This is a genomic window from Kitasatospora herbaricolor, from assembly GCF_030813695.1.
Taxonomy (GTDB): domain Bacteria; phylum Actinomycetota; class Actinomycetes; order Streptomycetales; family Streptomycetaceae; genus Kitasatospora; species Kitasatospora herbaricolor.
In genome coordinates, this window is the sequence record NZ_JAUSVA010000002.1 from 5,313,510 (window position 1) to 5,334,073 (window position 20,564).

The following is a 20,564-nucleotide window of genomic DNA, read 5'->3' on the forward strand; positions in this document are numbered from 1 at the left end:
CCGTACCCTCACCACACCACCCGGCCCCGGGTGGCAGGGGCCCGTCCCAGGCCCCGTTCAGGCAAGCCAGGACAGGAACCATGCGACCCGCGACCGTCCTCCCGCCGCGCTCCCCGCGGTTGGGCCGTGGTTGGTATCTGGCGGCGGTGCTCAGCGCCGTGCTGGCCGTCGGCATGTGCCTGCTCGGCTGGCGCCAGGCCGAGCAGGCCGACCGGATCGGCGCCAACCCGGTCCAGGTGCAGGGGACGGTCACCCAGCTGTCGACCGGCAGCGGCTCCTACAGTTCGGTCACCTACCGGGCCGGCGGCCAGCAGCACACCGCCGCCGCCCTGCCGCTGCAGGACTCCGCCGCGGTCGGGGACTCCGTCTGCCTGGAGCACGCCGCCGACGACCCGGGCGCCGTCCGCCTCTGCGGCGACACCTACCCGCAGCCGGCCGGCGTCGGACTGGCCCGTGCCAGCGTGCCGGTCGCCGTGGTGCTGTTCCTGCTCTGCGTGCTGCGGATCGTCCGCCACCGCCGGGCCCGGGCCGCGCAGGCCGCCCGCTTCGGCGCAGGCCGGGTCCGCACCACCGTGGCCTTCGCCACCGAGGCACTGGCCGACGGCATGCCGGCGATAACCCACGGCAAGCGCTCCCGGCGCCGCCGCAAGGGCGGCCGGCGGGCCCTGCACTGAGCCCCATGACGCCCGGCGCCGGGCGGCCCCGCGCGGGGCGGTCCGGCACCCGGTGGCGCCCCCTGGCCGGTCCTGTCGGCGGGAGGGTGAACAATGGGGGCGTGACCCGAGCCTCTCTGGACAAGCAGCCGCACGAAGTCGCCGCGATGTTCGACGACGTCGCGGCCAAGTACGACCGTACGAACGATGTGCTCTCCCTCGGCCAGGCGCGCGCCTGGCGGCGGGCGGTGGCCGAGGCCGTCGGCGCCGAGCGGGGCGACACGATCCTCGACCTCGGGGCCGGCACCGGTACCTCCTCGCTGCCGTTCCTGGAGTCCGGCGCCAGGGTCGTGCCCTGCGACTTCTCCGTCGGGATGCTCGGCGAGGGCAAGCGCCGTCACCCCGAACTGCCGCTCACCGCGGGCGACGCCACCAAGCTGCCGTTCGCGGACGCCTCCTTCGACGCCGTGACGATCTCCTTCGCGCTGCGCAACGTGCAGGACACCGGCGCGGCGCTGAGCGAGATGCAGCGGGTCACCAAGCCCGGCGGAAAGATCGTCATCTGCGAGTTCTCCACGCCGACCTGGACGCCCTTCCGGACGGTCTACACCGAGTACCTGATGCGGGCGCTGCCGCCGGTTGCCACCGCGGTCAGCAGCAACCCGGACGCGTACGTCTACCTCGCCGAGTCGATCCGCGCCTGGCCCGACCAGCCCGGCCTGGCCACGCTGCTGCAGGAGGCCGGCTGGTCGAAGGTGGCCTGGCGCAACCTGACCGGCGGCATCGTGGCGCTGCACCGGGGTTTCAAGGCCTGAGGTCCGTCTCCCGCGCGGCGGCCGTCATCCGCGCGGTGGGCCGTCATTCGCGCGGCGGTCCTTCCCGGCGCGGCGGGGACGACCCGGCGCCGCCCTCCGGAGCCCACCGGAGGGCGGCAACTAGACTGCGAGGGCCAGGCAGCCCGAGCCACCGTCGCAGTTCCCAGGAGAGTGCCCGCCGTGACCGACACCGCAGCCGATCTGACGAAGCCGGACAGCCCCGTGGAGAGCACGGCGGACGTCATCGTGGTCGGCGCCGGGCCGGCAGGCTCCACCACCGCGTACTACCTGGCCCAGGCCGGCCTGGACGTCCTGCTGCTGGAGAAGACCGAGTTCCCGCGCGAGAAGGTCTGCGGCGACGGCCTCACCCCGCGCGCCACCAAGCAGCTCGTCGACATGGGCATCGACGTCTCCACCGACAACGGCTGGCTGCACAACAAGGGCCTGCGGATCATCGGCGGCGGCGTCCGGCTGGAGCTGGACTGGCCGGAGCTGTCCTCGTTCCCCGACTACGGCCTGGTCCGCAAGCGGGCCGACTTCGACGAGCTGCTGGTCCGTCAGGCCGAGAAGGCCGGCGCCCGGCTGTACGAGCGCTGCAACGTCAGCGGGCCGGTCCTGGACGACCGGACCGGCCGGATCGTCGGCGTCACCGCCAAGCTCGGCGAGGACAAGCGCGCCGTCACCTTCCGCGCCCCGCTGGTGGTCGCCGCCGACGGCAACTCCACCCGGCTCTCCCTCGCGATGGGCCTGCACCGCCGCGAGGACCGCCCGATGGGCGTCGCCTACCGGACGTACTTCACCTCGCCGCGCCACGACGACGACTACCTGGAGTCGTGGCTGGAGCTGTGGGACACCCGCAACGGCGGCAAGCAGCAGCTCCCCGGCTACGGCTGGGTCTTCGGCATGGGCGACGGCACCTCCAACGTCGGCCTCGGCATCCTCAACTCCTCGCCCGCCTTCGGCGAGCTGGACTGGCGCGAGGTGCTCAAGGCCTGGTGCGCCGGCATGCCCGAGGAGTGGGGCTACACGCCGGAGAACATGACCGACCCGATCCGCGGCGCCGCCCTCCCGATGGCCTTCAACCGCCAGCCGCACTACACCCGTGGCCTGCTGCTGGTCGGCGACGCCGGCGGCATGGTCAACCCGTTCAACGGCGAGGGCATCGCCTACGCGATGGAATCCGGCCAGCTCGCCGCCGGCGTCATCGTCCAGGCGCACGCCCGCCTCACCCCGGCCGGCCGCGAGCGCGCCCTGGAGGCCTACCCTCGGGTCCTGAAGGACGTCTACGGCGGCTACTACACGCTCGGCCGGGCCTTCGTGAAGCTGATCGGCAACCCGAAGATCATGCAGCTCGCCACCCAGCGCGGGCTGACCCACCCGATGCTGATGAAGTTCACCCTCAAGATGCTCGCCAACCTGACGGACCCGCAGGGCGGCGACGCGATGGACCGCATCATCAACGGCCTGGCGAAGGTCGCGCCGAACGCCTGACGACGGGCCCGGGGCCGCCGCCGTCACGCCGGCGGCGGCGCCCGGGCGGCGCCCGGAGGAGGCTTGGCACCGGGACGGGCACCGGGCAGACTCGGCCGGATGGAGGCGATCGCGCTCGACCGGGGCGACATCCGGTGGGTCTTCCCGGAGGCGGACCAGGGGCAACTGGCCGCGTTCCGGCCGCTGCTCGCCGAGGCGGACGCGCGGGTCCGCCGCCTGGCCGCCCGGTTGGGCGCGGGGCCGGACGCGACCGCCGACGAGCACGGCAGGCGGACCGGGGGCGGCCTGTGGTTCCGCCGGGTCGAGGGGATCCACCTCGCCGGTGTCTTCGCCCTGGTGGGGACGCCCGCGCTCAACTGGACCCTGGGGCTGTACGTCCCGCGCCGCTGCCTCTGGGACATCACCCCCGGGCCGCCGTGGGAGGTCCATGCCGAGGTGCTGGCCGGCTGCGACCGGGACGACTGCCGCGGCGACCACTCGGAGGAGATGGACGGCTGGGTCCACGAGTCCCCGTCCGACGCGGTCACCGGCCTGCTGGAGGCCGCCGACTGGCTTCTCGCCCGGCAGGCGGACGGGGCCGGGGCCAGGGTCGCGGCGCACCGGGATCAGCCGAATTCCTGACGCCCGAACGGTGTTCGGCCAGGGCAGCGGCGCCCCGACCATGGTTGAACGTGTTCAATTTTCCTGTCATGGTAGCTGGTGCCAAGTACGGCGGACCCTGGACGAAAGGTCGTCGGCCATGACGAGCTCGCTTCTCCGACCGCGGGGCCGCACGCGCGCCCTCGCCACCGCCAGGGCCGCGTCCGCCGGGTTGGCGGTGAACGGGAGCACGGAGCCCACGCGGATCCTCGACCGGCGGCACCCGCTGGTCACCGCACTGGCCGGGCGCATCGGGACGCCCACGGCCCCCGGGGCCACCGACGGACCGGCCGGGCAGCTCGCGGCCCTGCGCCGGGCCCACCGCCTGATCGCCACCGCCGTCCGCCCGGTGTACTCCGTGCAGGACGAGCGGCCGGCCTCCAAGGTGCTCCGCCTCGGGCGCGGCTCCTGCAGCCAGCGGCTGGCCGTCCTGGAGGCCGTCGCCCGGGCCGCCGCAGTCCCCACCCGGGTCCGCGGCCTGCTGGTGGACGGCGCCTTCTGGTACCCGCGCTTCCCCCGGCTGCACCAGCTCGTCCCGGACCGGATCCTGCTGGCCTGGCCCGAGTTCCACCTGCCCGGCCTGTCGCCGCTCGACCACCCCGCCGCGCCCTGGCTGCCCGTCTCCGAACTCTTCGGCGGCCTGGACGAGCTCGGCGAGCGCCCCGGCGGCGGTTTCACCAACTCCGGCGCCGAGACCCTCTTCGAAGCACTCGCCAGGACGGCCGTCGACTGGGACGGCGCGACCCGCTGCCCGGCCGCCGGGCCCGGGTCGACCTGCGACCTCTCCGCCTACGTCCGCGCCGACCTGGGCCACTTCGACTCCCGCGACGACCTGTTCGCCCGCCACGGCCAGGCCCTCTGCGGCCCGGCCCGACTGCTCGCGGAGCCGGTCCTGGGGCACTGGCGGGCGGGGGCGTAGCGGCGCGTCCGGGGCGGTCACACGTTGAACTCGCCCTTGGATATGCCGTCCACCAGGTCGCGCCACTCCTGGTGGGTCAGGCGGGCGGCCGGGGCGTCAGGCGTCAGATTGCTGCGGACGAAGACGGCGTCGGTGGTGATCGCCACCTCGGGGCAGTTGTTGCCCGCACCGCAGACCGACGGCGTCACCCAGTTGAGCTGCTCCATGGTGTGCCTTTCAGAGTTCCTTCAGGAGGGAGTCCATGAAGACGATCGAATCCGAGGGGCTGAGCGCCAGGCCTGCCATGTCGTCCAGGATGTCCCGGTAGTTGCGCAGTTGGTTCGTGTCGTCCAGGAACATGGGCCCGTGAACGGAATCGACCTGGACGGTGTCGAGCCGTGGCACTTCACCTCCCGCGTAGAGGACGGCCTGCCCGGCGCCGGAGAAGCCAGGGGATTCGAACGTCACCACTCGAATGGTGATGTTCGACTGGTGACCAATGCGCTGATCCATGGCGGTCCGCCGACCGTGGTACTCGAACTGCGGGCGCGACGGCTGCACATCGCGGTGGCCGATCCGGGGACCGGACCGGTGGAGGCGCTGCCGGTCAGCGCGTCCAGAGGGGGTGGCCGGGGGATGTTCCTGGTCAACGCACCGGCGGACCGGTGGGGCGTCAAGACGCCCAGCGTGGGCGGGAAGACGGCGTGGTGTCACCTCGTCGTGGCACGCGCCTGAGGCCGTGCCGGGCGTTCGGGCCGGCCCCTCAGGCGCCCGTGGCCCGGTAGACGAAGCCGGCGAGCGGGGCCCGGACGGTCCAGCCCAGCGACTCGTACAGGGCACGGCCCTCGATGGTGGCGCCGAGGATGCCGGTGTCGGCGCCTCGGGCCAGGGCGGTGTTGCCGAGGCTGCGCATCACGACCGTGCCCAGGCCGCGGCGCCGGTGGGCGGGGTCGGTCTCGACCTGGTCGACGACGGCGGTGGCGCCGGTGGGGGCGATCTGGCCGCGGGCGGCGAGCGAGCCGTCCGGGGCGAGGATCCGGACCCGGGTGACGCCGTGGGTGGTCTCGCTGCTGAGGGTGTAGCCGTCGGGGGTGCTCACGGCGGCGGGGCGGAGGTCCGCGGCCATCAGGAAGCCGGGGATGTCCTCCGTCCAGTCGGCGGGGGAGAGGTGGGGGGCTATCGTCCCCGGTTCCACGAAGGCCTTGATCCAGGTGGTGGGGGCGGTGATGGTCCCGGCGAGCTCGCGGACGGTGTTCCCGTCGGTGTCGAACAGGACGTGCCTGGTCGCCTGCTTGGGGTGGCCGACCTCGATCCGCAGGCCCCAGGGCTCCTCGACCGGGGCGGCGGTCGCCCGGGAGGCCACCCAGCCCGTCACCCATGCCCGTGCCAGTTCCGACGCCATTGCGACCACCCCGTGTAATAGATCCTAGTCGTGTTGGTAGCTTACATCTCGGAGGGTCGGTTCAGTTGGTCGGAGGAGAAATCGACCCTGGTCCGCAGGGTCACCGGCAGGGCCTCGATCCCGGGTTCGGCGAGGATCCGCTCCGCCGGCTCGGCCGAGCAGCCGATGTAGCCGGAGACCAGGTCGTAGTCGCTGGTGACGACCCAGCTGCGGTCCTGCGGCCACCAGAACTCGGGCCCCACCAGGTACGCGTGGCTGTCCGTCATGTCTGCTCGTACGGACTCCGGCCGGTCCGGCGGGGAGCTCCGGACGGCCGGCCCGTCGGCGCCCCGGACGAGCAGGGCCAGGTCGTAGCCGAAGAACACCGGCCGGCCCCCGGTCGTCCCGGCGAGCGCGCGCACCAGGGCCTGCCGGCTGCCTGCGTCGGGCTCCCCGTCGACCGGCTGCCAGAGCGGCCGGCCGTCCGGTCCGTCGGCGCCCAGCAGCCGGTGGTGCGACAGCTCGCCGTGGAAGAGCGCACCGCTCTCCTGTGCCAGGTCCCGCCAGCGGCGGGTGCGGCCGGAGCCGTCGGCGGTCTCGAACCGGTGGAAGATCCGCAGGTAGGCCGCGAAGCCGCCGGGGACGAGTTCGGCGACCACGTGGCCGGGCCGGTCGTCGGAGGGGGCCAGGGCGGCCCGCAGCCAGGCGAGTTCCGTCTCCTCGTAGCTCCAGGTGTGGGTGACGGTCATGCGTCCCATCCTGCCGGGCCGGTCAGGCGACGGTGGGCCAGGAGGGCGCCGAGGCCGGGCGCCAGGACGCGGCGCACGGGTCGTCCGCGCCGGGGCGGGGCGGGTTGGTGGCCCTGATCCGTACGGTGTGGGCGTCGGTGCCGAGGAAGGCCAGGGTGCGGGTCTCGCCCGTCCTGATCAGGTGCTGGGCTATCCGGCGGCGGCCGGCGGGGGAGAGGAACTCCTGGAAGGTCAGGTGGTCCTGTGCGGAGAGCGGCAGGGCGCGCAGGGACCGGCCCAGGGCGTCCAGCGCGAGATCCAGCCGGGGGTAGGTGGCCGCTCTGGTCAGGCCCTTGATCTCGACGGTGGCGAGGCCGATGTAGTCCTTCGGCTGATGGTCGGCCGGGGAGCTGTCGGGATCACTGAAGGGCATGGTGGTGCACTACCTCGCATCGGGGCGCCGGGGCGGCTTCATGGGCCCACGCTAGCGCTGCGACCGCCACGGGTCACGGGTGGAATTGGGTGACACTGCGCCGGAATCCGCCGGATTGCTCCGGCGGTCCGGCCGTTCGGCGGGGGTAACTTCACCGCCGATGGGGCGAAATGACTGTTGAACATGTTCAAATGCCATGTCAGGATGGCGTTCGTCCGACTGCGGCCGCCCGGGGGTCGATCGACGGCACATCCGGCTGACGGTCCATGACCTGCGGCCCGACGTTCGCCGCCGCCCGGGCCCAAGGGGGGATCCCGCGGCCGTCCCTGCCCCGCGGGGGACGACGGCGCGCCCGGACGGAGCCGGCAGGGCGTCACTTCATCCGGGGGGAAAGCACATCGTGCGACTTCGTTCCGCCGTCGGCCTCACCGCCGCGGCTCTCACGGCCGTCCTCGGCCTACCGGTTCCGGCGGCCACCGCCGAGACGACCACGCTGTACGTGACCAGGAGTCATCCCGCCTGTTCGGACGCCGGCACGGGGACCAAGGACGTGCCCTTCTGCACCATCGGCGCCGCCGCCAAGGTCGTCCAGCCCGGCCAGACCGTACGGATCGGCCAGGGGAGCTACGCCGAGCAGGTCGACCTGACCCGTTCGGGGACGCCGGGCCGTCCGATCACCTTCACCGGTACGGTGCCGGCCGTGCCGGGGCGTGCTCCCGACGTCCGGGTCGGCGCGGAGTTCGGGGCCGGGGCCACCTCGCACGCCTTCACGCTCAACGGCGTGCACGACGTCGACCTCACCGGCATGTACCTGCTGTCGAAGGACGAGCAGGTCACCGTCACGAACTCGTCGGCGGTCACGATGGACCGGCTGGCGGTGTGGGGCAGTTACACGGCGGACCCGCGCAAGCCGGCGGCCGTCGCCGTCACCGGCGCCTGCGCCGGCGTCACGATCAGCCGTGGCAGCCTGTGGAACACGGGCGGCGTGTCGATCGGCGCGGGCGTCCAGGGGGCGGTCGTCACGACCAACGACATCGGCCGGACCCAGGGCGCCGCGGGGATATCCGTGACCGACGCGCCCGGCACCGTCGTCACCAGCAACACGGTGACCGGCACCACCGGCTCGGGCGTGGTGCTGGCCGGCGCCTCCACCGGGGCGGTGCTGATGAACAACGTCATCAGCGGGAACGGCACGGCCAACGCCCCCGACGCCGCGCAGATCGCGGTCTCGGCCGGGTCGGCGAGCGGCACCAGGGTCGACTACAACCTCACCGGGGCGGCCCCGGCGGCGTACGCCTGGGCCGGCCGGCTCCACGACCTGCCGGCCTTCCGGGCCGCCACCGGCCAGGGCGCGCACGACATCGACGACACGCCGGCCTTCAGCGGGGCCAACCTGCCGAACCGGCTGGAGGAGGGGTCCCCGGGGATCGACTCCGCCGACCCGACGGCGCCCGGAGTGCTCGCCACCGACCTGCTCGGGCACCGGGTCGCGGACGACCCGAAGGTCGCCGACAGCGGCCCGCAGGGGACGGCCCGCGACCGCGGCGCCTACGAGTTCCTGGGCCTCACCGAGATCGTCGCGAGCCTGGACTTCCGAAAGGGGCCCTACCCGCTCGCGGTGAACGCGACCGTGACCGCGCGCAACTCCTGGCCGACCTCGCCGACGTACTCCTACGACTTCGGCGACGGCAGCGCGCCGGTGGTGACGACGGCGACGACGGTGCCGCACACCTACACCACCAAGGGCACCTACCAACTGGTCGTGACGGCCGGCGACGACACCGGCCAGCAGCTCGCCAGCCTGACCGCCGCCGACGGAGCCACCGCGGGCCGGGTCGTGGTCGGCGACCCCGGGCCGCTGCGGCCGGTCCTCACGGTCACCCCGGACTTCCGGCTCCTCGGCTACACCGTCGACACCCGGGCGAGCACCGACCCGTGGGAGATCACCGACCGGACGATCGACTTCGGCGACGGGACCCCGGTGCTGAAGGCGGCCTCCGACTACGTGTCGCACACCTACAGCGCACCGGGCAGCTACCCCGTCACGGTGACCCTGACGGACGCGGCCGGGCGCACCGCCTCCGCCACGACGACCGTCAGCCCGGCGTACGACCCGGCCGGCTACGTCGCCGTGACGCCCCACCGGCTCGAAGACACCCGGGTGCCGAGCATGGTGGGCCTGAACCCCCTCAAGCCCGGTGAGACCCGCTCGTTCTCGGCCTACACGCCGTCCGGCGCCACCGCCACCGTCCTGAACGTCACCGCCGTCAACGCGACCGCCGAGACCCACCTGGACGTCCTGCCGTGGGGCGCCCGGCCGAGCGGGACGTCCAACCTGAACGTCGGCCCGGGCCGGACGGTCGCCAACCTGGTCACCGTCCCGAGCGGCGAGTTCTCGATCACCAACCACAGCGGCACCGTGGACGTGGTGGTCGACCTCTTCGGCTACTACAAGCCGGGCGCCACCGACAGGTTCACCCCGCTGACCCCCGCCCGGCTGCTCGACACCCGCCAGGGCGCCGGCGCCAAGGTCGGCCCGGGCGCCTCGGTACCGGTCCAGATCGCCGGCGCCGCCGGGATCCCGGCCGACGTCAGCGCGGTGGTGCTCAACGTCACCGCGACCGAGCCCACCGACACCGGCTACCTCGCCGTCCGCCCCGGCGGCCAGAGCGGGCGGCCCGGCACCTCCAACCTCAACTTCGCCCCGGGGCAGACCGTCCCGAACCAGGTGATCGTCCCGGTCGGGCCGGACGGCAAGGTCGAGATCTTCAACAACTCGGGCGGCACGCACGTGATCGCCGACGTCGCCGGGTACTACGGCCCGGGCGGCAAGGGCCTCTTCACGCCCGTCCCGCCGACCCGGCTGACCGACACCCGCACCGGCCCCGGCACCCCGCTGGGCGCCTACGGCACGCTCCCGGTCCAGGTGGGCGGGGCGGCCACCGTGCCGGCCGACGCCGTCGCCGGCGTGTTCAACCTGACCGTGACCGGCCCCGCCGTGGACGGCCACCTGACCGCCTACCCGGACGGCGCCGCCGTCCCCGGCACCAGCAGCCTCAACTTCACGGCCGGCGCCACCGCCTCCAACCACGCCCAGGTGCCGCTCGGCACGGGCGGCCGCCTCGACCTGCGCAACGGCTCCTACGGCAGCACCCACGTGATCGCCGACCTCTTCGGCTACTTCACCAACGCCTGACCCGTCCGCACCGCACGGAAACGGCCCGAGGGGGCGCGGGCAACCGCTCGCGCCCCCTCGGGCCGTTCCCCCCGCCCGCCGGGCGGCCTACAGCTGTGCGGTCTCCCGCGCCGTGGCCTGCGCCGGCACCCCGGCGGGGGCGGCCGGCGCGGCGGAGGTGCGGACCAGCAGCAGCACGGCCACCCCGCCCAGCAGGCCCAGCACGCCCGACACCAGGAAGGTGTCCCGCAGGCCGTCCGCGAAGGCCGCGTGCACCAGGTGGGCGGACTGCGGCGCCCGGGCGATCACGCCGGCGGCGCCACCCCCGGTCAGCGCGTCGGCGGTGCCCTGCGGATCGGCCACCGCGTGGGCGGAGCGGATCGAGTGCAGCAGCCCGGCCTGGAAGACCGCGCCCAGCACGGCGATGCCCAGCGCGTTGCCCAGCTGGCGGGCGGTGTTCAGGGCGCCGCCCGCCATCCCGGCCCGGGCCGGCGGCACCGCCGCCATCGCGGCGGCCGCCATCGCCGGGGTCGCCAGTCCGACGCCCGCGCCGGTCACGGCCAGGCCGGCCGCCAGCGCCGCCCAGGTCGAGCCCGCGCCGATCACCATCTGCAGCAGCGCGCCGACGCCGATCAGCAGCAGCCCGCCGCCCACCGTCAGCCGGGGCGGCGCCCCGTGCAGCTTCTTGCCCGCGATCGCGGCGGCCACGAAGGCGACCACGCTCATCGGCAGCATCGCCAGGCCGGCCGTCACCGGGCCCATCCCGCGGACGGTCTGCAGCCAGAGCGAGGAGTACACCAGGTAGGAGAAGGCCGCGACGGAGAGCAGCAGGCCGCCGGTCATGATGCCGACGAAGGCCGGGCTGCGGAACAGCGCGAGGTCCAGCATCGGCCGGCTGCTGCGCAGTTCGACGACGACGAAGGCGAGCAGCGACAGGGCGCTGAGCGCGAACAGGCCGAGCGTGGTGGTGGAGGTCCAGCCGTTGTCGCCGACCCGGATCAGCGCGTACGTCAGGGCGCCGGCGAACAGGGTGAAGGTGACCATGCCCGGCAGGTCGACGCCGCTCGCCTGCGGGTTGCGGGACTCCTTCACCACCTTCAGGGTGACCAGCACCGCCAGCACGCTGACCGGCAGATTGACGTAGAAGATCCAGCGCCAGTCGAGGTGCTCGGTGAGCAGGCCGCCCAGTACCGGGCCGGCCGCCGCCGCGGCGCCGTTCACCGCGCCCCAGACACCGAAGGCGATGCCCCGGTCCTTGCCCTGGTAGGCGCCGCTGAGCAGGGCCATCGTGGTCGCGAACATCGCGGCGCCGCCCACGCCCTGCAGCCCGCGGAAGGTGATCAGCATGGCCGGGCCGGTCGCCAGGCCGCAGGCCAGCGAGGCCAGCGCGAACAGGCCGAGACCGGCCAGGTACACCTTGCGGCGTCCGATCAGGTCGGCGAGCGAGCCGGCCCCCAGCAGCAGGGCGGCCAGCGCCAGCGCGTAGACGTCCATCACCCACTGCAGGTCGGCGAAGGTGGTGTGCAGGCTGGTGGCCATGTCGGGCAGGGCGACGGTCACGATGGTGACGTCCACCAGCAGCATGAACGCACCCAGGCAGACCGCTGTCAGCGGTAGCCACTTACGCATCGGGGTCTCCTCGGTGATCGCGCCGGGCACCCCTGCCCGGCTGGTCCGAAGATGGCATCCACCGCGCGGATCGATCCATCCAGTCCGGTCCATCCGGTGGATTCCGACATCCGACGGCCCTGCGATGATGGAAACCATGAAGAGCCAGCAGCCCGACGTCGACCTGGACGACCTGGACCGGGCGATCGTCCAGGCCCTGATGGTGGACGGCCGGGCCGCCTTCAGCCGGATCGCCGAGGTGCTGGGCGTCTCCGACCAGACGGTGATCCGCCGCTACCGGCGGCTGCGCACCGCCGGGGTGCTGCGGGTGCTGGGGCTGCCGGTCGGCCACCGGGTCGGCCTGTACGAGTCCTGGCTGCGGATCCAGTGCACGCCCGACGCGGCCGTCGCGGTCGCCGACGCGCTGGCCCGGCGGCCGGACATCGCCTGGGTGACACTGGTGGCCGGCGGCACCGAGATCCACTGCATCACCCGGGCCAGGACCAAGCAGGACCGCGACGCCCTGCTGCTGCAGAAGCTCCCCGGCACCCGCCGGGTCACCGGGATCTCCGCGTACAGCATCCTGCGGATGTACATCGGCGGTCCCCGGCGCTGGGGCGGCGTGGACGTCCTGACGGCCGAGCAGCTCGCCGCGCTGGAGCGCCCCGCACCCGCCGGGCCGGGCGGCCGGATCGAGCTGGACGAGGCGGAGCTGGCGATGCTCGGCGTGCTGGGCACCGACGGCCGGGCCGGCTACCCGGAGCTGGCCCGGGCGGCCGGGCTCTCCGAGTCGACCGCCCGCCGCCGGCTCGACCAGCTGCGGGACGCCGGCGCGATCTACTTCGACATGGAGGTCGACCCGGCGCTGTTCGGCTTCCGCACCCAGGCGCTGCTGCTCGCCACCGTCGCCCCGGCCGACCTCGCCACCGTGGGCGCGGCCCTCAACACCCACCCCGAGGTGCCCTTCGCGGCCGCCATCACCGGGGCGGCGAACCTGATGGCGGTGGTGATCTGCCGGGACAACGACGCGTTGTACGAGTACCTCACCGAGCGGATCGGCGCCCTGCCGCAGGTGCGCCAGGTGGAGCTGATCACGGTGATCCGCACGGTGAAGCGGGCCGGGATGCTGGTGGACGGCTCCCGCCTGGTCGATCCGCCCGGGGCCGGTCGTCCGGAGATCTGACGGGAGCGGGCCCGGCACCTCGACACCGGTGGCGAAAGGATGATCGAATACTCCCCGGATCCGTGGTCCGCACTCGGTCCGCACATTCTTCGCCGCCGCCCCCGGCCCGGCCCGCACCCCGTTCCGGCCGGCCGTGCGCCGCCGTCCAGGGGAGCGCGCGAGCCGGCCCGGGGCCCGGCCGGAGCCACTTCCACCGGGGGGAAGCACACCGTGCGCCTTCGTCCTGCCGTCGGCCTGACCGCCGCCGGCCTCATCGCCGTCCTCGGCCTGCCGGTGCCGGTGGCCGCCGCCGAGGTGACCACCCTGTACGTCGGGGCGGGCACCGGCTGCTCGGACACCGGAACCGGCACCCGAGCCGTCCCGTACTGCACCATCGGCGCGGCCGCCGAGGCGGTCGGGCCCGGCCAGACCGTCCGGATCGCGCCGGGCCACTACCCGGAGCAGGTCACCATCACCCGCTCGGGGACGCCGGGGCACCCGATCACCTTCCGCGGCGAGGACCCGGGCCGGCCCGGCAAGGTCTCCACGGTCGTGGTCGGCACCTCGGTGCCCGGTCCCCCGATCACCCTGAAGGGTGTCCACGACGTCGTCGTCGGGAGCATGCGGCTGAGGTCCACGGAGGGAGCCGTGGCCGTGACCGACTCCTCGGCGGTCACGGTGGACCGGATGTTCGCCTCGGGCCCGGAGAAGACGCCGACCACCACCCCGGCGGTGGCGCTCTCCGGAGCGACCAGTGACGTCACGATCAGCCGGAACAGCTTCGTGGGCACGGGCGGCGTCCTCGTCGGCGCCGGCGCCCGGCGGACGCTGGTGACGACCAACGAGATCGACGGCTCCGCCGAGGCGGCGATCCGGGTCGCCGACGCGCCCGGCACCGCCGTCACCCACAACACCCTGTCCGGAAACCGCGGCCCCGGGATCGTGCTCGCCGGTGGCTCCGGCGACGCGGTGCTCAAGAACAACGTGTTCTCCTCCGACGGCGCGGACGCGGCCTGGTCCGGCCTGGAGCTGTCGGTGTCGGAGGCCTCGACCCGGGGCACCGCGGCCGACTACAACTCCGTCCACGGGAGCGGACAGGCGGCGTACGAGTGGGCGGGCACGCGCCGCACCCTCGCGGCCTTCACCGGTGCCACCGGCCAGGGGGCCCACGACACCGATGTGACGGTCGACCTCCCCGGCTCGGGCAGCACGTACAGCCCGCTCTACGAAGGGTCCCCGGCGATCGACTCGGCCGACCCGTCGGCCCCCGGAGCCCTCGGTACCGACCTGCTCGGACTCCCCGCCCTGGACGACCCGAAGGTCGCGAACACCGGACCTCAGGGCGGCGTCCGCGACCGGGGAGCCTACGAGTTCCAGGGTCTCCATCAGGTCGAGGCCGATCCCGACCTGAACCAGGGCCCCTACCCCCTGACCGTGAACACCACGGTGCGGACCGACGAGTCCTGGGGTGCACCGCTCACCTACACCTACGACTTCGGCGACGGCACCCCGCCGGTGGTGACCACGGAGTCCGAGCTGGCGCACACGTTCACGGCCAAGGGCGACTACGCGATCCTGGTCACGGCGACCGACTCCCTCGGTCGCCGGCTGGCCAGCGTTCCCGCGTCCGAGGGCGCCTACCAGGCCATGATCAGCGTCCGCGATCCGGGCCCGCTGACCGCTGCCCTGGCGGTCGCCGCCCCCGGGGCGAACCTCGAACGGACCTTCGACACCTCCGGCAGCACCTCCCCGTGGAAGATCACGAAGTACACGCTCGACCCCGGCGACGGGACGCCGGCCGAGAGCAGCGTCTTCGGGGGCTTCGGCCACGTCTACGCCGAACCCGGCACCTACACCGCCACCCTGACCCTGACGGACCAGGCCGGGCGGACGGCGAGCGCCACGGCGGGCGTCACCGCCGCGTACACCCCGGCGGGCTTCGTGCCCGTCCCGCCGAAGCGCCTGCTGGACACCCGGGAGCCCATGATGGGCCGCCCGTGGCCGCTGGGCCCCGGTGAGAGCCGGGTGATCGGGATGGACGCCCCGGCGGGCGCCACCGCCGGCGTCGTCAACGTCACGGCCACCAACGCCGGCACCGACACCCACATCGACGTCCGGCCGTGGAAGGGCAGGCCGACCGGAACGTCCAACCTCAACGTCGGCCCGGGACAGACGGTCGCCGACCTGGTGACCGTCCCGCTCGACAGCAACGGCGGCTACTTCGAGATCAGCAACAACGCCGGCGCCGTGGACGTGATCATCGACTTCTTCGGCTACTACAAGCCGGACGCCGCCGACCGCTTCACCCCGCTGACGCCGGTCCGGCTGCTCGACACGCGGCAGGGCGGCGCCAAGGTCGGCCCCGGCGCCTCGGTGCCGCTCCAGGTCACCGGCGCCGGGGGCGTTCCGGTCGGCGCGCACGCGGTGGTCCTCAGCGTGACCGCGACCGAACCGACCGACACCGGCTACCTCACGGTCCGTCCGAGTGGCCAGGACGGCCGGCCGAGCACCTCGAACCTGAACTTCCGTCCGGGGCAGACCGTCCCCAACCAGGTGATCGTGCCGCTCGGCGCGGACGGCAGGGTCGAGATCTTCAACAACTCGGGCGCCACCCACGTCGTCGCGGACGTCGCCGGGTACTACGGGGCCGACGGCAAGGGGCTGTTCACCCCGGTCACCCCCGTGCGGCTGCAGGACACCCGAACCGCCGGCGGGCCGGTGCCGGCCTACGGCAGCAGGTCCGTCCAGGTGGGGGGCGCGGCGGGCGTGCCCGCCGACGCCGTGGCCGGGGTGTTCAACCTCACCGTGACCGGCGCGGGCGCCGACGGCCACGTCATCGGCCACCCGGACGGCTCGGCCGTCCCGGGCACCAGCAGCGTCAACTTCACCGCGGGCGGGACCGCCTCCGACCACGCGCAGCTGCCGCTCGGCGCGAACGGGCGCATCGACCTGGTCAACCGGTCCGCCGGCGGCGTGCACCTGATCACCGACCTGTTCGGGTACTTCACCAACGCCTGACCCGCGCCCCGCCGGAGGACCGCCCCCGCGAACGCGCCTCGCGGGGACGGTCCTCCGTGCCGCCCGGTGCGGCCGGCCGGCCGGTCAGCGGTTGCCGATCCGCACCCGCTTGAACTCCACCGGCAGGGTGGGGAAGCCGTCGCCGGGGCCGTTCTGGTCGTCCTCGCCGCCGGCCGCGATCCGCTGCAGCACGTCCATCCCGCCGGTCACCCGGCCGAACGGGGTGTAGGCGGGGGAGAGCTTGGTGTCCTTCCAGACGAGGAAGAACTGGCTGCCGTTGGTGTTTGGCCCGGCGTTGGCCATCGCCACGGTGCCGGCCGGGTAGGTGGCGCCGTCCAGGTTCTCGTCCGGGAAGGAGTAGCCGGGCCCGCCGCTGCCGGTGCCGGTCGGGTCGCCGCACTGCAGCACCCACAGGCGCTGGGTGGTGAGCCGGTGGCAGTGGCTGCGGTCGAAGTAGTCGTGCTCGGCGAGGAAGCGGAACGAGAAGGTGGTGCAGGGGGCCTTGTCGGTCAGGGCCTGGAAGGTGATGGTGCCCTGCGAGGTCCTGAGCGTGGCGGTGTAGGGCTTGGCGGCCTTCTTGGCGTCGAAGACCGGGATGCCCTTGAAGTTGTCGGCCGGGACGGCCGGGGTGTACGTGCAGGTGACGGCGGGTGCGGGGCCCTGCTCGGGGGTCTCGGCGGCGGCACCTGTGGTCACGGCCAGTGGGAGGGTGGTCGCTGCGACGAGCAGCGCCCAGTGTTTGCGCTTCACGTGACGGGCCTTCCTGGACGGGATGGTTGTCATGGATGCATCATCCATGCCCGCCCCCGGCCCTGTCATGCGGCCCCCGTCCGCCGCCCTTCCCGGGCCGCCCCCGAACCCCGCCGGCGGCCGGCCGGAGCGTGCCCGGCGGCGGCAAATCCCTTGGACAGAGCGCGTCCTGCCCTGGTCCGATGGTGCGATGACCTCATTCTGGACCGGGAAGCGCGTCCGCCTGCGCGGAATCGAACCCGAGGACTGGCAGACCTTCCGACGGTTCGACGAACACTCCGGGCACCAGCGGTCGGTGGACGCGATCCACCCGCCCCGCTCGGCCGAGGGCTACCGGACCTGGACGGCCGAACGCGCCGTCGCCACCCCGCTCGACAACCGGTTCCAGCTGGCCGTCGAGGAGTTGCGCACCGGCGAACTGGTCGGCGCGCTCTCCACCGACGCCACCGACCTGCGCGCCGGCCGCTTCCGCTACGGCATCGGCATCGTCGCCGAGCACCACCGCCGGGGGTACGCCGCCGACGCCGTCGTCCTGCTGCTCCGGTTCATGTTCGGGGAGCGGCGCTTCCACAAGTGCGAGGCCGGCGTCCACGCCTTCAACGACGCCTCGCTCGCCCTGCACCGCAGGCTCGGCTTCACCGAGGAGGGCAGGCTGCGCGACCACGAGTACTTCGCCGGCCGCCACCACGACCTGGTGCTGATGGGGATGACCGCCCAGGAGTTCGCCCAGCGGCACCCGTTCGAGGAGCTCTGAGCACGGAGGAACCCCGGGCACGGAGGAACCTCTGGGCGTCGAGCAGCTCCGGGCCTCGCGGAACCCCCGGGCGCCGGGCGGCCGCCCCCGGCGCCGGGATCAGGGCAGCTTCGGGTTCCCGTGCTCGTCGGTCGACAGCGTCTGGGTGTTGAACTTCAGCTGCCAGACGACGATCCGGCCGTCCGGATGCTCGCAGACCACCGCGCCGTCCTGCCAGATCCCGTTGGCGGCGTAGTGGTCGCCGGGCGGGTCGCCCTGGTTCTGGTGCACGTCGTGCACCCCGAGCCCCTCGGTGAAGGCCTGCCCGAAGACGTAGATCCGGCTCGCGGCGCGCAGGTGCGGCTCCAGCACGTCCAGCGCGTTGTCGCCGTTGCTGGCGATCCAGGGGAAGAAGCGGACGCCGATCCGGCGCCCGGCCAGCCAGCCGCCGATCAGGTCCACCAGGTCGGGGCCGAAGGCGGGCGCGCCGATCGCCGGGCGCTGCAGGGTGCGGGAGAGCGCCCGGCCCACCGTCCTGGCCCGCACCACCCAGAGCCGGTTGCGCAGCTGCGGGCTGCGGGCGTAGTCCAGCGCCCCCGAGGCCGGGTTCGAGTCCAGCGGGTGGAACCCGTCCGGCAGCGCGCGGACGGTCGCCAGGTCGGCCGCGCGCAGATCGTCCACCAGCCGGTAGCTGACGCCGGTGACGGCCGGGGCGTCCACGTCCAGCGCCGCCTCGTAGCGCCCCTGGGGCGTGTTCAGCCGGACGTGGCCGTGGTACCAGTGCCCGTACTCGTGGGTCGGGTCGCGGTGGAACTCGTCGAACGTCCCGATGGTCACGCCGTAGTGCGCCAGCGGCATGTCTCTCCTCCTCGGCAGCCGGGATGATCACAGCAGCCCCAGGGTTCCGTCCCGGTGCGCCCACCGCCAGCCACCGAACGGGTGCCGGCCCCCGAACGGGTGCCGTCCGCCGGGGTCGGGGCGGGGCCGGGGTCGGGGGTCGGGCGGGGGAAAAGTCGCTGGTCGACCGGGGCGAAGTACGGGAGGATGACGGGCTCGCTCCTCGCGCACGAGATGCCGTCCGCCGACGCACGGGATCCGTACTGCCCACCCCGTACGCCCCGGAGGGACACCCACCCATGCGCACCTCCTCGCCCCTGGTCAGAGACCTCCCCGTGCTGCTCGTCGCCGTGGTCTGGGGGTCGAGCTTCCTCGCGGTGAAGCAGGTCGCCGAACCGGACACCGTGATCGCCATGCTGGTGGTCCGCTTCGGGCTGGTGCTGCCCGTCCTCGGCCTGGCCGCCCGCCGCGCCCTGCGCGGGCTCGGCCCCGGGGAGTGGCTCGGCGGCGGGCTGCTCGGGCTGGTCCTCGGCGGCGTCTTCCTGCTGGAGACCTACGGCGCGGTGCACACCTCGGCCACCAACGCCGGCCTGGTGATCAGCCTGACCATGATCTTCACCCCGCTCGCGGAGAGCGCGGTCGGACGCACCCGGCTGCCCGTGGCCTTCCTGGCGGCGGCCGCGCTCTCGCTGCTCGGCGTCGCGCTGCTGACCGGGGACGGCGGCTTGCGGGCGCCGTCCGGCGGCGACCTGCTGGTGCTCGGCGCCGCGGTCGTCCGGACGGTGCACGTGCTCACCATGGCGCGGATGAAGGCCGTCCGGGGGACTGACTCGCTCGCCCTCACCTGGGTACAACTCGCCGCGGCCACTGTGGTGTTCGCGCTCGCCGCGCCGTTCGCCGGCCCGTCGCCCTGGTCGGTGGCGGCCTCCTGGGGCCCGGCGCAGTGGGCCTGGCTGCTGCACCTGACGTTGTTCTGCACGCTGTTCGCGTTCTTCGTCCAGATGTGGGCGGTCCGGGCCACCTCGCCGTCCCGGGTCAGCCTGCTGCTCGGCACCGAACCGCTCTGGGCGGCCGTCTTCGGCATCACCGTGGCGGGTGACCGCTTCGGGCCGCTCGCCCTCGGCGGGGTGGTCCTGATCCTGGCCGGCACCGAGTGGGGCCGCCGGGCGATCACCCCGGCTCCCGTGCCCGGGCCGGCCGCCGAACCCGGGCAACTGCCGCAGCCGGCCTGAGCGGGCCGCCCCCCGGGCCCGGTCCTGAGCCCGTCCTGAGCCGCCCCGCCCCGGCCCCGAGCCCCTGCTGCTCCCGCCCCGAGCCCTTCCCGCCCCTGCCGCGAGCCCTTCCCGCCCCTGCCGCGAACCCCGCCCCCGGACGTCTCCGCGAGTCCGCCCGGGCGGGGTTCGCGCGCTTGTGAACGAAAGGTCAAGCGGGTGTTCGGAGGGTGCCACCCTGGAGGGTGAGTTCATATAACACGTCAACCTTGCGCCCAGAAATTTGCGGTGAGCGGCGCGTAGTTGATATAGGAACGCGGCCCTGACCAGCCAGTTCATAGATGAATGCGACTGGTTGTGACCATTTGGCGCCTTTGGGTTGATGAATAGCGACTTGATGCCATTGGGTGGCATTCACGAGGTGGCGTAGATCACAAAGATCGTCCTGAACTGCGTGTCGCAGATCACAAGCCGACGGGCATAGGATGCGCTCGATCCTGGCTTTGTGAACTGCCTCACATGAGGTGGATCTCAGAAGTTGGATCACGGGTCCACCCCAGCGTGACCCGTCGGTTCCGATCTGCAGTCAACGACGACTGGACGGAGGGAGCGGGGGCTATGAATGCCTACGCGCCGATCCTCGTACTCGGTGCCATCGCGGCGGCGTTCGCGGTCGGTTCCGTCGTGATGGCCTCACTCACCGGCCCGAAGCGCTACAACCGGGCCAAGTTGGAGGCGTACGAGTGCGGCATCGAACCGACCCCGCAGCCCGTGGGCGGCGGCCGGTTCCCGATCAAGTACTACCTGACGGCGATGCTCTTCATCGTCTTCGACATCGAGATCGTCTTCCTCTACCCCTGGGCGGTCAGCTTCGACGCCCTGGGGATCTTCGGGCTGGTCGAGATGCTCCTGTTCATCGCCACCGTCTTCGTCGCGTACGCCTACGTATGGCGCCGCGGCGGTCTGGAGTGGGACTGACCTCTGCTTGTGAACGCGAGGACAAACCACCGGACTTGAGAGACTGAGAGGGAT

20 protein-coding genes are annotated in these 20,564 nt (G+C 73.4%); 12 read left to right on the top strand and 8 right to left on the bottom strand.

Translation table 11 applies throughout. The annotated features are described in order from the left end of the window. Positions 1-80: 80 nt before the first annotated feature. From J2S46_RS23625 to J2S46_RS23645, 5 genes are all read left to right on the top strand, one after another. The gene (locus tag J2S46_RS23625) at positions 81-674 is read left to right on the top strand and encodes a hypothetical protein (RefSeq protein ID WP_191290686.1); all 594 of its coding nucleotides are present in this window, start codon (positions 81-83) and stop codon (positions 672-674) included. 101 nt (positions 675-775) lie between these two features. Then, a complete protein-coding gene (locus tag J2S46_RS23630; protein ID WP_191290687.1) occupies positions 776-1,468 on the top strand; it encodes a demethylmenaquinone methyltransferase in 693 nt (230 codons plus the stop codon). Between the two features lie 201 nt (positions 1,469-1,669). Then, the gene (locus tag J2S46_RS23635; protein WP_073924141.1) at positions 1,670-2,959 is read left to right on the top strand and encodes a geranylgeranyl reductase family protein; all 1,290 of its coding nucleotides are present in this window, start codon (positions 1,670-1,672) and stop codon (positions 2,957-2,959) included. A gap of 99 nt (positions 2,960-3,058) precedes the next feature. Then, a complete protein-coding gene (locus J2S46_RS23640; protein ID WP_191290688.1) occupies positions 3,059-3,580 on the top strand; it encodes a hypothetical protein in 522 nt (173 codons plus the stop codon). A 118-nt stretch (positions 3,581-3,698) separates the two neighbouring features. Further along, positions 3,699-4,517 (top strand): transglutaminase-like domain-containing protein, encoded by an 819-nt coding sequence (locus tag J2S46_RS23645; protein ID WP_191290689.1) that lies wholly within the window; start codon positions 3,699-3,701, stop codon positions 4,515-4,517. A gap of 17 nt (positions 4,518-4,534) precedes the next feature. Here J2S46_RS23645 and J2S46_RS23650 read toward each other — a convergent pair whose 3' ends face one another. Both J2S46_RS23650 and J2S46_RS23655 read right to left on the bottom strand, forming a co-directional pair. Further along, positions 4,535-4,723, bottom strand: a complete 189-nt coding sequence (locus J2S46_RS23650) for a DUF397 domain-containing protein (RefSeq protein WP_191290690.1) — start codon at positions 4,721-4,723, stop codon at positions 4,535-4,537. 10 nt (positions 4,724-4,733) lie between these two features. Then, positions 4,734-4,967 carry a Scr1 family TA system antitoxin-like transcriptional regulator gene (locus J2S46_RS23655; RefSeq protein ID WP_229912831.1) on the bottom strand — a complete coding sequence of 78 codons (234 nt, stop codon included), beginning with the start codon at positions 4,965-4,967 and terminating at the stop codon, positions 4,734-4,736. Here J2S46_RS23655 and J2S46_RS23660 point away from each other — a divergent pair. After that, complete coding sequence (locus J2S46_RS23660) at positions 4,863-5,231, top strand: ATP-binding protein (RefSeq protein ID WP_191290691.1); 369 nt, start codon at positions 4,863-4,865, stop codon at positions 5,229-5,231. The two genes, J2S46_RS23655 and J2S46_RS23660, sit on opposite strands and share 105 nt — an antisense overlap. 28 nt (positions 5,232-5,259) lie before the next feature. Here J2S46_RS23660 and J2S46_RS23665 read toward each other — a convergent pair whose 3' ends face one another. The 3 genes from J2S46_RS23665 to J2S46_RS23675 are packed head-to-tail and all read right to left on the bottom strand — an operon-like array spanning position 5,260 to position 7,038. After that, positions 5,260-5,898 (bottom strand): GNAT family N-acetyltransferase, encoded by a 639-nt coding sequence (locus tag J2S46_RS23665; RefSeq protein ID WP_191290692.1) that lies wholly within the window; start codon positions 5,896-5,898, stop codon positions 5,260-5,262. A 41-nt stretch (positions 5,899-5,939) separates the two neighbouring features. After that, positions 5,940-6,626 (bottom strand): hypothetical protein, encoded by a 687-nt coding sequence (locus J2S46_RS23670; protein WP_191290693.1) that lies wholly within the window; start codon positions 6,624-6,626, stop codon positions 5,940-5,942. A gap of 22 nt (positions 6,627-6,648) precedes the next feature. Further along, complete coding sequence (locus J2S46_RS23675) at positions 6,649-7,038, bottom strand: hypothetical protein (RefSeq protein ID WP_191290694.1); 390 nt, start codon at positions 7,036-7,038, stop codon at positions 6,649-6,651. A gap of 400 nt (positions 7,039-7,438) precedes the next feature. On the opposite strand from J2S46_RS23675, the gene J2S46_RS23680 reads away from it, so the two are divergent. Next, positions 7,439-10,234: a PKD domain-containing protein gene (locus J2S46_RS23680; protein WP_191290695.1), complete on the top strand. Its 2,796-nt coding sequence runs from the start codon at positions 7,439-7,441 to the stop codon at positions 10,232-10,234. A gap of 87 nt (positions 10,235-10,321) precedes the next feature. Here J2S46_RS23680 and J2S46_RS23685 read toward each other — a convergent pair whose 3' ends face one another. Continuing rightward, entirely contained in the window at positions 10,322-11,842 is a 1,521-nt protein-coding gene (locus J2S46_RS23685; RefSeq protein ID WP_191290696.1) for an MFS transporter, read from the bottom strand. Between the two features lie 136 nt (positions 11,843-11,978). Between J2S46_RS23685 and J2S46_RS23690 the strand changes: the two genes are divergently transcribed. Next, positions 11,979-13,004: an Lrp/AsnC family transcriptional regulator gene (locus J2S46_RS23690; RefSeq protein ID WP_229912824.1), complete on the top strand. Its 1,026-nt coding sequence runs from the start codon at positions 11,979-11,981 to the stop codon at positions 13,002-13,004. A 210-nt stretch (positions 13,005-13,214) separates the two neighbouring features. Further along, positions 13,215-16,001, top strand: a complete 2,787-nt coding sequence (locus J2S46_RS23695; protein WP_191290698.1) for a PKD domain-containing protein — start codon at positions 13,215-13,217, stop codon at positions 15,999-16,001. Between the two features lie 84 nt (positions 16,002-16,085). On the opposite strand, the gene J2S46_RS23700 is transcribed toward J2S46_RS23695, so the two are convergent. Continuing rightward, complete coding sequence (locus J2S46_RS23700; RefSeq protein WP_191290699.1) at positions 16,086-16,784, bottom strand: peptidylprolyl isomerase; 699 nt, start codon at positions 16,782-16,784, stop codon at positions 16,086-16,088. Positions 16,785-16,941: 157 nt separating this feature from the next. On the opposite strand from J2S46_RS23700, the gene J2S46_RS23705 reads away from it, so the two are divergent. Beyond that, positions 16,942-17,505 (top strand): GNAT family N-acetyltransferase, encoded by a 564-nt coding sequence (locus J2S46_RS23705; RefSeq protein WP_191290700.1) that lies wholly within the window; start codon positions 16,942-16,944, stop codon positions 17,503-17,505. A 99-nt stretch (positions 17,506-17,604) separates the two neighbouring features. On the opposite strand, the gene J2S46_RS23710 is transcribed toward J2S46_RS23705, so the two are convergent. Further along, positions 17,605-18,342: a DUF2278 family protein gene (locus J2S46_RS23710; protein WP_191290701.1), complete on the bottom strand. Its 738-nt coding sequence runs from the start codon at positions 18,340-18,342 to the stop codon at positions 17,605-17,607. 278 nt (positions 18,343-18,620) lie between these two features. On the opposite strand from J2S46_RS23710, the gene J2S46_RS23715 reads away from it, so the two are divergent. Further along, positions 18,621-19,553, top strand: coding sequence for a DMT family transporter (locus tag J2S46_RS23715; RefSeq protein WP_191290702.1), 933 nt, complete (start codon positions 18,621-18,623; stop codon positions 19,551-19,553). 597 nt (positions 19,554-20,150) lie between these two features. Further along, on the top strand, positions 20,151-20,510 hold the full coding sequence (locus tag J2S46_RS23720; protein ID WP_014137597.1) for an NADH-quinone oxidoreductase subunit A: 360 nt from the start codon (positions 20,151-20,153) through the stop codon (positions 20,508-20,510). Positions 20,511-20,564 lie beyond the last annotated feature (54 nt).